Consider the following 15130-nt stretch of genomic DNA (forward strand, 5'->3'; position numbering starts at 1 on the left):
CAAGCAACTGCAACGGCGAACAGTCGGTCGTGGAAGATCGCGTCGTCCGAGTCATTGCGCTCTACGCCGCCGTGCAGAGTAATCTTCGCCGCAGTGTCGATAAGCCGCGAAGCCTGCCGCGTCATCGCCTGGTTCGCTTGCGTGGCCTGCCCGCGTTGTCGGGGAAAACGCGGGCACTGAGAAAGTCGACAAACGCGCGTACCTTCGGCGATGGATGCTTGCTTGCAGGCCACAGCACGTTGAATACGCCGGTCCGCTCGACGTGATCCGCCAACACTGGCAGCAGGCGTCCGTCTGCAAGCAGATCGCCGATGGCAAAGTCCGGCAGGCAGGCGATCCCCAGCCCCCGTGCCGCAAAATGCATGCGCGTCTCGATGTTGTTGCAGATCATCGCGGTGGGCAGCACCAGCTCGGTGGCATGCCGTCGCAGGCGTAGCGGCCAGGTTTCCAGCTTTCCCGAGTTCGGATAGCGGTAGTGCAGGCAGGCGTGCTGCAGCAGATCGCCTGGCAGGCGCGGCACCCCGCGCTGTGCGAGGTAATCGGGCGAAGCGACCAACATCATCTGGAAGCGCCCAAGGCGCCTGGCCGACAGGCGCGAATCGCTCGGTTCGCCGGTACGTACCACTGCGTCGAAGCCTTCTTCGATCACGTCCACCATCCGTTCGCTGAAATCGAGGTCCAGTTCGATCTCGGGATACTGCCGCATGAACTCAGCCAGCACCGGCAGCATCAGCGAACTGACCAGCGGCAGGCTGACGCGCAGGCGTCCACGCGGCGTCGCGGTCGCTTGCGACAGTTCCAGCTCCGCGGCCTCGATCTCGGCAAGGATGCGGCGGCTCCGCTCCAGAAACAGCGCACCTTCGGCGGTCAGCGTGACGCTGCGCGTGCTGCGATGGAACAGACGCACGCCGAGCTTGTCCTCCAGCCGCACCACGCGCTTGCCGACCGCCGAGGCAGAGACGCCCAATAGCCGGCCCGCCGCCACGAAGCTGCGCGTTTCGGCGACCTGTACGAACACCACGAACCCGCTGAGACTTTCCACTGCACTCCCGATTACGGACATCCACGTCCGCACATCCAGGAACTCTACCCCAGTTTTTCTGCAATCAAGTGCTGTCTAACCTGCACGGATCAGTCACTGGCAACGCATTTCCTCATGACCACTCTCCCTTCTTCGCGGCATCCGGACCTCGACGCTGAAGTGTCATCCAAACAAATCGAGGCTGTCGTGCAACAGGCACTGGACGATCAGCGCCTGGTCGGAGCGGTGGTTCTGGTTGCCCGCAACGGTGAGCTGGTGCATCGCCAGGCAGCCGGTTGGGCGGACCGGGAGCGCCGCCGTGCGATGCGCGTGGATGCGTTGTTTCGGCTTGCATCGGTCAGCAAACCCATCGTTTCGACGGCGGCGTTGGTGCTGGTGGCGCAAGGTCGCCTGGAGCTCGATGCGGACATCGCGCGTTGGTTGCCCGATTTCCAGCCACGGCTGGCCGATGGCCGCCGTGCGCGCATGACCGCACGTCAATTGCTGAGCCACACAGCCGGGCTAGGCTACCGTTTCCTCGAGCCCGACGCAGACGGGCCTTATGCCTTGGCCGGCGTGTCCGACGGCATGGATGCCTCCGGCATCAGCCTGCAGGAAAATCTGCGCCGTATCGCCAGCGTGCCCTTGCTCTACGTTCCCGGCACGGCCTGGGGCTACTCGCTGGCCAGCGACGTGCTGGGTGCGTTGATCGAGCGGGTGCTCGATGCCCCGTTGAACGAGGCGGTGCGCACCCTGGTCACCGGGCCACTCGCCATGTCGGACACCGATTTTTTCACCTCCAGTCCGGCGCGCATGACCACCGCATATGTCAGTGATCGGCCGCAGCCGCATCGCCTGCAAGAAGGAGAAACCGTCTCCGCCTTTGAAGGTGCGGTCGGCATCGCCTACAGCCCGGCGCGTAGTTTCGATCGGGGCGCGTTTGCCTCCGGCGGGGCGGGCATGGTGGGGACCGCGGATGATTTCCTGCGGCTACTGGAAGCCTTGCGTGCCGGCGGCGGTGGGTTGCTGCCTGACGCGCTGGTGCAGGAGATGGCACGCGATCAGACCGATGGCGCTGCACTGCCGGATCTGCCAGGCGTCGGTTTTGGACTGGGCTTTTCGGTCTTGCGTGACCCAGTGCTTGCCGGATCGCCCGAGTCCGTAGGTAGCTGGCGCTGGGGAGGAGCCTATGGTCATTCCTGGTGCGTGGACCGGGCGGCAGGATTGAGTGTGGTCGCCTTCACCAATACGCTCTACGAGGGCATCTCGGGCCGCTTCGTCACCGATCTGCGTGATGCGGTGTATGCCGCAGTGGGAGCGGGGCAGTGAGGTCGTCTTGCAACGACCGCCTGCCGCTGGCATCGCTGCTGGCACTGGCCATGGCGGCGTTCATCACCATCCTCACCGAAGCGCTGCCCGCAGGCTTGCTGCCGCACATGGCAAACGGCTTGCAGGTCTCCGAAGCCTGGGTGGGGCAGACCGTGACGATCTATGCGATCGGCTCGTTGATGGCGGCGATTCCCTTGACCATCGCCACGCAGGGGATTGCCCGCCGTCCGCTGCTGCTGGCTGCCATCGCCGGCTTCGCCATCGCCAATACGGTCACGACCGTGTCCACCAGCTATGCACTGACGATGCTGGCGCGCTTTCTGGCCGGCGTCTCGGCCGGGCTGCTGTGGGCGCTGCTGGCGGGCTATGCCGCGCGCCTGGTGCCTGCCCATCAGAAAGGCCGTGCCATTGCGGTGGCGATGGTCGGCACGCCATTGGCGCTGTCGCTGGGCGTGCCGGCTGGCGCGTTTCTCGGCACCTTGGTGAGCTGGCGTGTCTGCTTCGGCATCATGAGTGTGCTGGCCTTGCTATTGATGGTCTGGGTGCGCCTGCAGCTGGCGGATTTTGCAGGGCAGGCCAGGGACAGGCAGCAACGGCTCGGGAGCGTGCTGATGCTGCCCGGCATTCGGTCGGTGCTGCTGGTGGTGCTGGCCTTCGTGCTGGCGCACAACATCCTCTACACCTATATCGCTGCGTTTCTGGCGCAGGCCGGCATGGCCGAGCGCATCGACCTGGTGCTGCTGGTGTTCGGCGGCGCGTCCGTAGTCGGCATCTGGATCGTGGGCGTTCTGATCGACCGCCATCTGCGCGTGCTGACGCTGATCAGCATCGGGCTGTTCGGCGCTGCGGCATTGGCGTTGGGCCTGGCTGGCGACATGCCGGCCACCGTCTACGCGGCAGTCGGGGCGTGGGACCTTGCCTTCGGCGGCAGCGCGACCCTGTTTCAGACGGCGCTGGCCACCTCGGCGGGCGCCGATGCCGATGTCGCCCAGTCGATGCTGGTCACCGCCTGGAATACCGCCATCGCCGGCGGCGGTCTGGTCCGCGGCGTCCTGCTCGACCAGTTCGGCGTACGCGCGTTTTCGCCCGTGCTGTTGGTGCTGCTTGGCGCCACGCTGGCGGTGGCATGGGCCGCCAGGCGGCAGGGCTTTGCCGCGCCGCACGCCCGTGCATCGGTGCGGCCTGCGGCCGGCAGGCAAGCCTGAGCAAGCGGCCACATGGATGGCACCGATACGACCGTAGCGGCTTCAGGTTGCTCACCTGTAGAGGCGCACAGCCGGCATCCGTGCGATGGCGTTGCGGCCGCTGAGCCGCTACCGGGCCATTGGTCCAATGCAACAACGCAGGCGCCGACACCCGCAGGCCGCTCCGGATGCCGGCTCGCGTGCCATCACCGACTCACTCCGCCACGACGCCCCAAGCCTGATCATGTACGCCATGAACAGCAGTACTCAGATCACCGCGCGAACGATCACGGTCACCCCGGCGGGCGCAGCATCGGCCGGTAGCGCGGTCGTGGTGCAGTTGTCGGCCAGCCCGGACCCGCGCTGGCAGGCATGTTTCAATTTCGTCGTGCAAGGCCGCGATGGCTTCTTCCTGCAGGGCAGGCCGGTATTCGACAACGCGAGTTTTCACGGTGTCTTGCAGACCGGGCAAGCCGAGGCCTTTCGCCAGGAGTTGCCGGATCTGCTGGTATCCACCGCTGCGCTCGCGCGTGCCCAGGTGAACAAGGATGCGGCGCGGTAACCGTGCTGCGTCGCCCGGACGAACTGCTAAGAAAGCCGTATCCGCTGGGTCAATTGGTGACCAGCCTGGAAAAAAGCGGCATTACGGAAGAGGCTACTCATCTGCATGACTGCTCCGACACCCGCGAGCGGTGAACAATCTCGTTACTTTGCAGACCGAGCGCGACCTGTAGGCCTTGCACAAGACTGCAGGTCGAGCGCCATGTCCCACCGCTCCAGTCCGGGCGCATAGCCATCTTCCGTCACCTGCTGCACGACAAAGCCGAAGCGGGCGTAGAACTGCTGGGTATGTTGACTGGTATCCAATACCACGCGCCGGACGTCCGGCATCCGGCGCAATGCGTCAAGCCGGGCCAGCAGTAACTGCGTTCCCACGCCGCGGCGGTGCAGGCCCGGATGGACCATGCCCCAGCACAAGCTGGCCGTGATGCCATCGGCACTGATCGCATAACCGGCGCAGCCAGCGATCTGGTTGTCGCGCTCCAGAAGTTGGTAGTGCCACGCCGTGGCGTATTGGATCAGGAAGCCGGCAAAATCGACGCGCTCCCCGGCACTGAAGAATGCCGGCACATTCGCGTCAAAGAGCGCCATGCACGCATCGAAGTCCAACGGTTGAAACGGCCGAATCTTGTCCATGTGCGTAGTCTGCCTCAGACCCGCAGGCGCCATGCATCGGCATGACATCCACGTCGCCCGGTCCGGACGGAGCTGCCAACGCGCTCGATCAATGAATTGGTCGATACACCGATGGCGGGCGTAGCTGCGCGTCCGCAGACACGCTGGCCCGTGGGCCGCGGCACGGGTCATGACTTCGGTAGAACCGCCTCGTGCTCAGGATATTTTTCGGGGTGCGGCAAGTCCTTCATTACGCAGCCGACAACGCCGGCTGCCTGGCCAGGCAGTCGCCTAGCCCTCACACGCGCAGCAGCCGCCTTGCCAGGCTACGGCCGGGCGCTGTGCCTGCCTGGTCGGCATTGGTGCCCAGGATGGGGCGGCGCAGATGGGGCGGCGGCAGGCAGATCAGCACGCACGGCGTCTTCGCCAGGGCGGACTGCAGCGAGGAGCGCCAGACGCCGCGGCGGACGACGGCATCGTGTTCGACCACCAGCACGTCGGCGCAGGCGCGTTTGAGCAGGCCGGCGATCTCGCGACGCGGGTTGCCGACGGCCACGTGGATGCGCACGCGCAGGTCTTCGTCGGGCAGTTGCTGGACCAGGTCGCCGAGCCAGCTGGCGGCCGCCTCTTCGCTCAGCGGCTTGTCGTTGAACAGGCTGTCGACCAGCAGGCCCTCGCTGATCTCCGGCACGACGTGCAGCAGGTGCAGGTCGGCGCCGCGGCGGCGTGCCAGGGCGGCGGCATCGCGCAGCGATTCCAGGCTGGTTTCGCGGCCGGTGATCCAGCAGGCGACATGGCCGCCGACCGCGCCGTCGCGCGGAATCGCATCGGCGTAGGGCAGGGTGAGCATGGGCGTGGCCACGCGCTGCAGCACGCGCGCGCGCAGCGAGACATGCAGCGGGCGCGGCAGGCCGGTGCGCTCGGACGGCGGCATGATCAGCAGCGCGTCGTCGCGGCTGCGGCAGAACGAGACGATGCCGGCGGCGGCGGGGCCACCGGCGAGTGCGCGCTCGCAGCCCGGGTAATTGGAGGCTTCGGCAAAGAAGGAATCCAGCGATTGCTGGGCCTGCGCACGCTTGCCTTTGGCGTGCACGTGCAGGATGGTCAGGCGCGCGCGCAGGCGGTCCACCAGTTGCGCCACGGTCGGGATGGCGGCATGGCAGGTCTCGGAAAAATTGGTGGCGAAGATCAGCTGGGTGGGGGTGGTCTGCATGGCGGGCTCCGTGGTCAGTAGATGAAACCGTCGATGGCGCGCACCTCGCGCAGCGGTACGCGCTGGCCCAGCATTTCGCGCAGGGTGAGTTCGATGCCGCGCGACAGCGCGGTCATCGGGGTGTCATGCACGGTGTTCTCGAACGGGTCTTCGATGGCGCTGCTGGCGCTGTCGATGGCAATCAGGGTGAAGCTGATCAGCACCGAGGCGATCGGCATGGCCAGGCCCATGCCGGCGATCAGGCCCAGCGGCACCAGCCAGCAATACATGTTCACCAGCGTGCGCGGCAGCGAGGAGAACTGCCGCGGCAGCGGGGTGTTCTTGATGCGTTCGCAGGCGCCCTGGATGTTGGCCAGCGTGGTGAGGTTGGCGTCCAGCGACGACCAGCGCAGGCTGTCGAGCATGCCCCAGTCGCGCGCCTGCTGCAGTTGCTGGCCCAGCCGCAGGGTCAGCGCATTGGGGATGTTGGCGTAGCCGCGCAGCTCGTCGGCGCGTGCCTGGCCGAGCAGCCCGGCTAGCTCGGGGAACGGATTCTGTCGGCGCAGATGGCAGCGCAGGGCGTGCACGAAGGCGACCTGGTGCACCACGATGTCGTCGCGCAGCGTCGCCTGGCGCGGGTCGGCCGGATCCACATCCAGCGCGGTCAGGGCCTGGCGGGCGATGGCGCGCGAGGTGTTCACCAGCGTGCCCCAGAGCTGGCGCGCTTCCCACCAGCGGCCATAGGCCGCATTGGCGCGGAACGCCAGGAAGATGGTGAGCGCCGAGCCTAGCTGGGCCAGCGGTAGCGCTTCGATCGACAGCCACTGCCAGTCGAAGAAGGTGTAGAGCACGGCCACGGCGCAGTCGAACGCCAGCAGTACCAGCAGGCGCTTGTAGGTCTTGGGCCAGATGCGTCGCAACGGAAACGTATTGCGGGTGATCATGGGAGAGGCAACATCGACGTGGGGTAGGGCCATTACACCCAGCCTCCACGGTCGTGTCTGCCATCCTTGCGCCAGCGTTGGACAGTGCGCGTACCGTCCGAACGATGCGGCCGGGCTATCTTTCGATAGGGTGAAATCCGCAGGCCTGGCCACGATGCTGTGGCATCAACCACAGCGAGAGAGGAGCGGCATTGCAGCGCAAGTGCAGGGGTAGGCAATGGACAGACTGAGACTGCCATTCAAGTGGCGCGGGCAGGTGGTCAAGCTCAATCGTGGCCCGACGCTGTGGGCGTCGCTGGCGATGCTGGCCTCGCTGGTGTGGGCGGAGTGGTACTCGCATCTAGGTGTGTCGCTGGGGCTGCTCTACATCCTGCCGGTGGTACTGGCGGCCACGGTGTTGTCGCGGCGCGACATCGTCATCGCCGCGATTGCCTGTGCTGTGCTGCGCGGCTTGTTCGTGACCGACGAAACATTGGTTGAACAGGCGCTGCGCTTTTTCATGGCGACGATCGCCTATGCCGGCTGCGGATTGCTCGTGGCCGAAATCAGCCGCACTCGCCGGGTGATCCTGGCCCATTACGTGCAGCTGAGCGCCGAACAGCGATTGCGCCGGCGGCTGGAGCGGCAATTGCGGCTGCTCGCCGAGAGCAGCCCGGCGGCCTTGCTGACGGTGGCCGGCGACGGCCGCATCGTGGCCGCCAATCGCGCCGCGCACGAGATCCTGGACATGGCCGAGGAGGGTGGGCTGGAGGGCCGCGCGGTGCGCGAGTTCCTGCCGCTGCTGGACGATGCGCTGAGCATGAGCGCCAACCTGGATGGCATGCGCACCTCCGCCAGCACCTGGGGCTGCCGCAGCGATGGCACCCGCTTCCCGGCCACCACCTGGTTCTCGGTCTACGAAGACAGCGCCGAGCGCCACCTGGCCGCGATCCTGGTCGACACCAGCGAGGAGGTGCGCGCGCGCGAATCGGCGCACTTTGACGATGTGCTCAAGAACAATCGCCTGCTGGCCGGCGCGGTGTCGCACGAGATCCGCAACCTGTGTTCGGCGGCGGGCGTGGTCACCTCCAACCTGGCGCGGCATCCGGCCATTGGCGCAGATCCGGACCTGGCCGCACTGCGCAGCCTGGTGGCGGCATTGATGGAACTGGCGTCCTTCAACCTGCGTCGGCAGCTGCCCGACGAGGCGCATGAAACCCGGCTGCAGACGCTGTGCAGCGAACTGGACGTGATCATCCGTTCGGACTGGGAGGACGTCGATGGCCAGCTGGTAATCCAGATCCCGGCCGACTTCCCCTCGGTGCACGGCGACCGCCATGCATTGCTGCAGGTGCTGCTCAATCTGGCGCGCAATTCGCTGCGCGCGGTGCAGGCGCTGCCACCGCAACGCCGCCAGTTGATCGTCAGTGGGCGCCTGGAGCAGGAGCGTGCGGTGCTGAGCGTGCGCGACACCGGGCCCGGCATCGCCGAGCCGGGCCGCCTGTTCCAGCCGTTCCGCAGCGACAGCGACGGCTCCGGGCTGGGGCTATACATCTCGCGTGCGCTGATGGCCAACCAGGGCGGTCTGCTGCGCCATGCGCCCGGCGGCGAAGGTGCCTGTTTCGAGCTGCATCTGCCGCTGGCGCATGCACCGTATGCGGAGGCGCTGGATGGATGAGTCGCGGCGCGAACCGGTGCGCCTCTACCTGCTGGACGACCACACGCTGTTCCGCGAGGGCCTGCTGCGCCTGCTCGGTGCCGACGCCCGCTTCGAGGTGGTGGGGCAATCCGGCACCTTGGCGCAGGCCATCGTCCAGATCGCGTCGCTGACGCCGGACGTGGTCATCCTCGACTACGACATGGGCGAGTACAACGCGCTGGACTACATGCGGCGCCAGGCCGAGCAGGCGCGCCGCCCGGCCACGCTGGTCGTCACCGCCGGCCTGCCCGAGCGCGACGCACTGGCCTTGATCCGGCTCGGCGTATCCGGCATCTGCCGCAAGGATGTCTCCACCGACGAACTGATCGACAGCATCCATGCGGTGGCGATGGGCCGGGTGCTGATCGACCAGCGCTATCTGCAGTCGCTGGTCGCCCAGGGCACCCAGGAAAGCCGGCCCAGCTTCACAGACCGTGAGCGCGAAGTGCTGCGGGGATTGTTGCGTGGGCAGTCCAACAAGTTGATCGCGCGCCAGCTGGGCAGTTCGGAGAGCGCGATCAAGGCGACCTTCCAGCAGCTGTTCAACAAGCTCGACGTGCGCTCGCGCAGCCAGTTGGTGATGGTGATCCTGCAGGATTATCGCGACCTGGTGTGAGGCGTTCTGTCGCTTTGAGAAACGCCGCGCGAGCGATGCAGATGCAGACGCTTATCCATTGAACCCGATGCAGTTGCAGTGGCGCGGGTAGGTATCGAGGCGTGCAACAAGGCAGCAGATGGGACGCCGATCTGCCACCCGGAAAGCACGCCAACCAGAATCCGACGAGCGGTGTTCCCGGCCAGGCGCGAGGCCTCAAACCATCACACCGTGTCGGACTCATCTGCACGAGGCGTGGACGATGCGCCGGTCATCATGCGCGCCTGATGGATTGAGGTGTTACATGGCGAAGCCGACGCTGTTCTTCCTGCACGCCCTCGGGTCCAGCAGCAACGAGTGGTCTGGTGTCATCCGGCGGCTGGAGGCGCGCTTCAATTGTGTGGCGCTCGATATTCCAGGCTTTGGTGACGCGCCGCCGCTGGGGCATCTCGATACCGCCGCGCTGGTTGCCTGGTTTGTCGACGAGGTGATTCGGCGGCAACCGACGTGCTGGCTCGCGATCGGACACAGCATGGGTGGAAAGATCGCCACTTTGGCAGCCACGCAGGCACGCGATGGCATGGCCGGGCTTGCCGGTCTTGCCGGCGTGATCCTGGTCGCCGCATCGCCGCCGGCGCCCGAGCCGATGGACGAAGCGCGGCGACGCACGATGCTGGCCTGGTTCGAGAAGGGCCATTCCACCCGGCAAGAAGCCGAGCAGTTCATCGACGACAACTGTGCGACGACGTTGCCTGCGCCTGTGAGGGACGCGGCTGTAAACGATGTGCTGCGAGCCAGTGCAAAAGCGTGGATCGCATGGCTCGCGCAAGCCAGTCGTGAGGACTGCAGCGCGCAGGCCGGCTGCATGGACGTGCCGGCGTTGATCGTCGCCGGCAGTGACGATGGCGATCTCGGCGAAGCCGCGCAGGCAGCATTGAACGCGCCGCACTATCACGATGCGCGTATCGCCGTGGTGGCCGATGCCGCGCACCTGATTCCGTATGAGCAGCCGGAACAGCTTGCGCAGTTGATCGCAGCGCATGTGGATCGCAGCATGGACAAATGCCTGCCCGATGACTTCATCACGCTGCTCAATGCAGACAGGGTCGCGCCGCGCATGCGCAAGCTGCTGCTCCGCCGGCATGCTGGCCCGCCCGCCAGTGCGCAGGGCGTGTTGAGCCAGCATCAGCTGGAGCTCCTCGGCGCAGTGGTCGCGCGTGTCCTGGATGGGGTCGGCGATGCACGCGAGATTGCCCGGCGTATCGATATCCAGCTTGCCGAAGGCGCCGGAGATGGTTGGCGCCATGCCGCGTTGCCACCTGATCGGCTTGCGGTACCGCTGGGGCTCGACACGCTCGACACGCTGAGCAATGGCTTCGCCGGATTGCCTGCCGAGACCCAGGACCGTTGGCTGCGCGAGGTGTCGCAATCGACAGCCGGTGATTCCTCGGCGCACGGGCTGGATGCAGCGCAGCTGGCGCACTGGTTCGAGGACGTCCGCGCCGAAGCCGCGCGGATCTGGATCAGCCTTCCCGCCACCATGGCAGCAATGGGATACGACGGCTTCGCGGTTGGCGGTGCCGGTATCGACAGCGCGGGCTATCAACAGACTGCAGCCGATCAACAGGAAGCCTGGCAGCTTCCTGCCAAGGGTCTTCAATGAGCCTGGCCACTTCCGACACTCCAGTCGATGCCGTGGTGGTGGGCAGCGGCGCAGGTGGCGGCCCCCTGGCTGCACGGCTTGCGCAACAAGGTCTTTCGGTGGTGGTGCTGGAGGCGGGTGCGGCCTTCAGCCCCGCGTCCCATCTGCCCGATGAGTTGACCACCGGCATCTACTGGATGGAAGAGCGCCTGAGCGGCGGGCAGACGCCCACCGCATTTGGCGCCAACAATTCCGGTTCGGGCCTGGGCGGTTCGACCATGCATTGGGGCGCCTTCTGCCCGCGTCCGGACAAGCGCGATCTGAGCCTGTCGACACAGACCGGGCAGCGCGGCATGGACTGGCCGATCGCGCATGAAGAACTGCTGTCCTACATCCGCCGCGTCGAGGAGTTCATCGGCGTTTCCGGGCCGGCGCACTATCCGTGGGATCCCGAGCGCAGCTACGCCTATGCGCCGCCGCAGCGCAATGCGTCGGCCAACGCGATGGAGCGCGGTTGCCGCACGCTGGGCATCACCGCCACCGATGCCCCAGCCGCGTTGGTGACCAGGGCGCATCAGCAGCCGCACCACGGCATGCGCGCAGCCTGCAACAACTGCGGCGCCTGCCATCAAGGTTGCAGCAACGGCGCCAAGGTGAGTGTCGATACCACCTGGCTGCCACTGGCGCGCGCGCACGGCGCGCAATTGCGACCCAATTGCCGGGTCATCGATATCGAGCGTGACGCCCGTGGCATGGTCAGCGCGGTGGTCTATCGACAGGATGGGCGCGAACTGCGCCAGCGTTGCACAAGCGTGTTCCTGTGCGCAGGCGGCGTGGAGACACCGCGCTTGCTGCTCAACCTGGGGCTGGCCAACTCCAGCGGCCAGGTGGGGCGCAATTTCATGGCGCATGTGGCGACCCAGGTGTGGGGGGAGTTCGATGCGGACATGCGCATGAACCGCGGCTACCCCTCGTCGCTGATCACCGAAGACATGCTGCGCCCGGCCAATGCCGATTTCGTCGGCGGCTATCTGGTGCAGAGCCTGGGCGTGCAGCCGATCACCCTGGCCAACACGCTGGCGCGTGGCGCGGGCCTGTGGGGGAGGGAGCTCGTATCTACCATGGCGCGCTACAACCGCCTGGCCGGCATCGGCATCAATGGCGAATGCCTGCCGCAGGAGGGCAACCGGCTGAGCCTGTCCGACGAGCGCGATGCCTTCGGCCAGCGCAAGGCGCGTATCGACTTCAGCTACGGACCCAACGAACGCGCACTCGATGCGCACGCCCGCGCATCGCTGCACGCAATCTGGGAGGCGGCAGGTGCCCAACGCATCTTCGCCGCCGCCCGCTCCGCGCACACGCTGGGCACCTGCCGGATGGGCACGGATCCGGAGCAGGCGGTAGTGAACCCGGACGGCCGCGCATTCGATATCGCCAACCTCTACATCTGCGACAACTCGATTTTCCCAAGTGCACTGGCAGCCAATCCCGCGTTGACGCAGATGGCAATTGGCCTGCGCACGGCGGAGCGCTTTCTCGCCCGCTAGTGACGCGCGTACCACCACCAATCCCTACCACCAGGAGTTCAGCATGGATCTCGGAATCAACAATCGGATCGCCCTCATCAGTGGCGGCGACTCGGGAATGGGCAAGGAAACCGCGCGGCAGCTGCTCGAAGCCGGCGTGCGCGTGGCAATCACCGATCTGCCCGACGGCACGCTCGACCAGGCCGTGGCCGAGTTATCTGGCCTGGGGCAGATCATCGCCATCGAGGGTGACGTCACCCGCGAGCAGGATGTCACCGCCATCTGGACACAGGTGCGCGAACAACTGGGTGACCCCGACATCTACATCAACGCAGCGGGCGTGACCGGCGCAACCGGTGATTTCCTGGACGTCAGCGATGCGGGCTGGCTCGAAACGCTGGACATCAACCTGATGGGCGCGGTGCGCATGTGCCGCCAGGCCATTCCCGCGATGCGCCGCAAGCAATGGGGACGGATCGTGCTGTTTGCCTCGGAAGACGCCGTGCAGCCCTATGTGGAGGAGCTGGCCTATTGCGCATCGAAAGCAGGAATCCTGAGCCTGGCCAAGGGCCTGTCCAAGGCCTACGGCCCGGACAACGTGCTGGTCAATACGGTGTCGCCCGCATTCATCGCCACCCCGATGACCGACAAGATGATGCACAAACGCGCAAGCGAAAACGGAACCACGTTCGAGCAGGCGATCGAATCGTTCCTGGACGAAGAGCGTCCCGGCATGGTGCTGAAGCGACGCGGCCGCGCGGAGGAAGTGGCCTCGGCCGTTGCCTTCCTGTGCTCCGAGCGCGCCAGCTTCATCAACGGCGCCGGGATCCGGGTGGATTCCGGATCTGTCTTTACCATCGCGGGTTGAGCGATTGCTGGCTGCGTTGATGCAGACATCATCAACGCACCAGCGGAAGCGCCTGCTTGATCGCAGATCGCATTCTGCGATCAAGTAAATTGAGGCATGTCTTTAGTGCATCGAGTAACGCGTAAGCGTGTAAGGGGTTCAGCCGACATACGTGTAAAAATGACTCACAGAATCCAATTTCTTTTGTGAAAACATGAAGTTGCCAGATAAAACGGCGCTTCCATCGCTCATCCACTACCTCGTCCCTTTCGAGGTTCGGCACCCTGCAACTGTCTTGCGGCGACTGTGCGAGACCAGTGGTCGCTGCACTTTTGTGTGCCTGGATCCGTGCCATGTCCTGGCCATCCCTGGACGTCATGGATCGGGCACAGCTGGCAATTGGCGTCTGAAGAGGATTTTTCTCGAAGCGTGACCCACCGCTTGAACCGCGCGTGCAACAGTAGATGCACGCGCGGTTCATTCAGCGCTGCTGGTCCAGCAATTGAGTGCGCACGGCAGCCATGCAGGGCGTCTTGCTGGAGAGGTGCACAAGCGGGGAATCATCGGGTGTGACGGCGATGAGTTTCACCTGGTTGCTGCCATTACGCCTGAAATCGGCCAGTGTCTCCTGTGCAACGCTGAAGGGCACGACATTGTCTTGCTGCACTCCGCATAGCAGTGTGGGCGTGCGCGGGGTCCAATTGACCAGATCGTTGCGCATGAGGTCTTTGATGAAGGCGTTTTTGGCGTTGCTGACGACGTCGCGCGCGAACTCCGGCTGAAACACGTCCTTGACGTCGGGCAGTTGTTCGAGCCCAAGCGTGATCGCATCGAATTTCCCGGGGAACAGACTCTCGACCTTGTTCGCCAATGGCTGCTGAAACACCTGCATGGGTGTCGTGTAGAGATTGGAGTAGGTGTGCTGCATGCCGATCAAGGTAAAGGTGTTGAGTACGAGCGTGAGCGTGTTGAGTCCCTCGGCCTTGGGGCCGCCCCAGTTTTTCAGCACGGTCTTGGAGAGGGAATAGGGCCCGGAGATAGGACCACTTGCGACCAGGTTGAATTCGCTGGACAGGTGCAGCTCGATCTCGCGTTGTGCAGCCATCACGGCGTGGGCACCACTGGAAAAACCGGAGAGCATGACCTTGCCCGAAAGCGGCGCATGCTGCTGTGCAAGCACGACACGCGCGGCGCGTAGCGCATCCACGATGGCGCTGGCTTCAGGTGCGGCTTGAAGATGGGGTGCAAAGGGATAGCTGGACTTGCCAATGCCTAAGTAGTCGGTCGCCACCACCGCATACCCTTGTGCCGCAAACTGGCTGATCACCTCATGGTTGCCGCGTGATGCGCGGAATCCTTCTGCCTGCGAACTGTTCCTTTTCAACTGTGCGCCCTGTCCCCATCCCAGCAGGGGATACAACGTCGCACAGTTGATGCCGGAGGGAATAAGCACGGCGGCGGAAGCGGTTGTGGGTTCGTCATGCACGCCGATGGTCGCGTAGACGATTTCCGCGACGCCGACGTCGCAGCGTGGTGGTGGAGCATCGCCCTGTTTACCCAATTGTTTGGCGATCTGAGCACTGGTAAAGGTGGTCAGTACGCGACTGCTGATGACATCGCCGCGTTGAGTTGCCGCAGATGCCATATAGGGCAGCGCTACGAGTGTCATTAGCGCAAGCCGGCTTAGAGCGGAGTTAACAGCTATAATTTGCATTATTTTATATTTAAATATTGGTGGGATGTGTGGTCGCTGTTGATGGATGCAGCAATGCCGGGTGGCACTGTCCCACAAATGCCGCATAGAATGAACCGCCTCAGGATTCCCGGAGTGGTTCAGCATAGCCGATGCTTGTTTGAGCGTGTGCAGAATTTTGTGTAACCGGGGTTGGGGTTACCGCTGAGGAAGTCGCCCCTCGAACGGTAATCCCCCCGCCCATTAGCTGACGCCAGAAGTGGAATTTTCTCGTCCCCTTTCCCGAGGAGGTTCCATGAAGAA

Annotated in this window: 13 protein-coding genes; 8 read left to right on the forward strand and 5 right to left on the reverse strand. The window is 65.0% G+C overall.

All coding sequences use genetic code 11. From position 1 onward, the window contains the following. Positions 1-121: 121 nt before the first annotated feature. On the reverse strand, positions 122-1063 hold the full coding sequence (locus LL972_RS07785; RefSeq protein ID WP_228327093.1) for a LysR family transcriptional regulator: 942 nt from the start codon (positions 1061-1063) through the stop codon (positions 122-124). A gap of 138 nt (positions 1064-1201) precedes the next feature. Here LL972_RS07785 and LL972_RS07790 point away from each other — a divergent pair, with 138 nt between their 5' ends. The 3 genes from LL972_RS07790 (at position 1202) to LL972_RS07800 (ending at position 4096) form a co-directional block, all read left to right on the forward strand. Further along, the gene (locus LL972_RS07790) at positions 1202-2350 is read left to right on the forward strand and encodes a serine hydrolase domain-containing protein (RefSeq protein WP_228327094.1); all 1149 of its coding nucleotides are present in this window, start codon (positions 1202-1204) and stop codon (positions 2348-2350) included. A 50-nt stretch (positions 2351-2400) separates the two neighbouring features. Beyond that, entirely contained in the window at positions 2401-3555 is a 1155-nt protein-coding gene (locus LL972_RS07795; RefSeq protein WP_228327107.1) for an MFS transporter, read from the forward strand. A 232-nt stretch (positions 3556-3787) separates the two neighbouring features. Further along, positions 3788-4096: a hypothetical protein gene (locus tag LL972_RS07800; protein WP_228327108.1), complete on the forward strand. Its 309-nt coding sequence runs from the start codon at positions 3788-3790 to the stop codon at positions 4094-4096. A 143-nt stretch (positions 4097-4239) separates the two neighbouring features. Here LL972_RS07800 and LL972_RS07805 read toward each other — a convergent pair whose 3' ends face one another. The 3 genes from LL972_RS07805 to LL972_RS07815 all read right to left on the reverse strand — a co-directional run bounded on the left by LL972_RS07805 (position 4240) and on the right by LL972_RS07815 (position 6846). Continuing rightward, positions 4240-4731 carry a GNAT family N-acetyltransferase gene (locus LL972_RS07805; RefSeq protein WP_228327095.1) on the reverse strand — a complete coding sequence of 164 codons (492 nt, stop codon included), beginning with the start codon at positions 4729-4731 and terminating at the stop codon, positions 4240-4242. Between the two features lie 277 nt (positions 4732-5008). Then, a complete protein-coding gene (locus LL972_RS07810) occupies positions 5009-5923 on the reverse strand; it encodes a universal stress protein (protein ID WP_228327096.1) in 915 nt (304 codons plus the stop codon). Between the two features lie 14 nt (positions 5924-5937). Next, complete coding sequence (locus tag LL972_RS07815; RefSeq protein ID WP_228327097.1) at positions 5938-6846, reverse strand: bestrophin family protein; 909 nt, start codon at positions 6844-6846, stop codon at positions 5938-5940. Between the two features lie 217 nt (positions 6847-7063). Between LL972_RS07815 and LL972_RS07820 the strand changes: the two genes are divergently transcribed. The 5 genes from LL972_RS07820 to LL972_RS07840 all read left to right on the forward strand — a co-directional run bounded on the left by LL972_RS07820 (position 7064) and on the right by LL972_RS07840 (position 13155). Then, positions 7064-8503 carry an ATP-binding protein gene (locus LL972_RS07820; RefSeq protein WP_228327098.1) on the forward strand — a complete coding sequence of 480 codons (1440 nt, stop codon included), beginning with the start codon at positions 7064-7066 and terminating at the stop codon, positions 8501-8503. Beyond that, positions 8496-9140 carry a LuxR C-terminal-related transcriptional regulator gene (locus tag LL972_RS07825; RefSeq protein WP_104582609.1) on the forward strand — a complete coding sequence of 215 codons (645 nt, stop codon included), beginning with the start codon at positions 8496-8498 and terminating at the stop codon, positions 9138-9140. The genes LL972_RS07820 and LL972_RS07825 overlap by 8 nt, the downstream gene beginning before the upstream one ends. A 283-nt stretch (positions 9141-9423) precedes the next feature. Then, complete coding sequence (locus LL972_RS07830) at positions 9424-10782, forward strand: alpha/beta fold hydrolase (protein ID WP_228327099.1); 1359 nt, start codon at positions 9424-9426, stop codon at positions 10780-10782. Continuing rightward, positions 10779-12308, forward strand: a complete 1530-nt coding sequence (locus LL972_RS07835) for a GMC family oxidoreductase (protein ID WP_228327100.1) — start codon at positions 10779-10781, stop codon at positions 12306-12308. Before LL972_RS07830 ends, LL972_RS07835 begins: the two co-directional genes overlap by 4 nt. A 43-nt stretch (positions 12309-12351) precedes the next feature. Then, positions 12352-13155, forward strand: a complete 804-nt coding sequence (locus tag LL972_RS07840; RefSeq protein ID WP_228327101.1) for an SDR family NAD(P)-dependent oxidoreductase — start codon at positions 12352-12354, stop codon at positions 13153-13155. A gap of 460 nt (positions 13156-13615) precedes the next feature. On the opposite strand, the gene LL972_RS07845 is transcribed toward LL972_RS07840, so the two are convergent. Continuing rightward, on the reverse strand, positions 13616-14779 hold the full coding sequence (locus LL972_RS07845) for a lipase family protein (protein WP_228327109.1): 1164 nt from the start codon (positions 14777-14779) through the stop codon (positions 13616-13618). Between the last annotated feature and the right edge of the window lie 351 nt (positions 14780-15130).

Source organism: Xanthomonas campestris pv. asclepiadis, assembly GCF_020784175.1.
Lineage (GTDB): Bacteria > Pseudomonadota > Gammaproteobacteria > Xanthomonadales > Xanthomonadaceae > Xanthomonas > Xanthomonas campestris_D.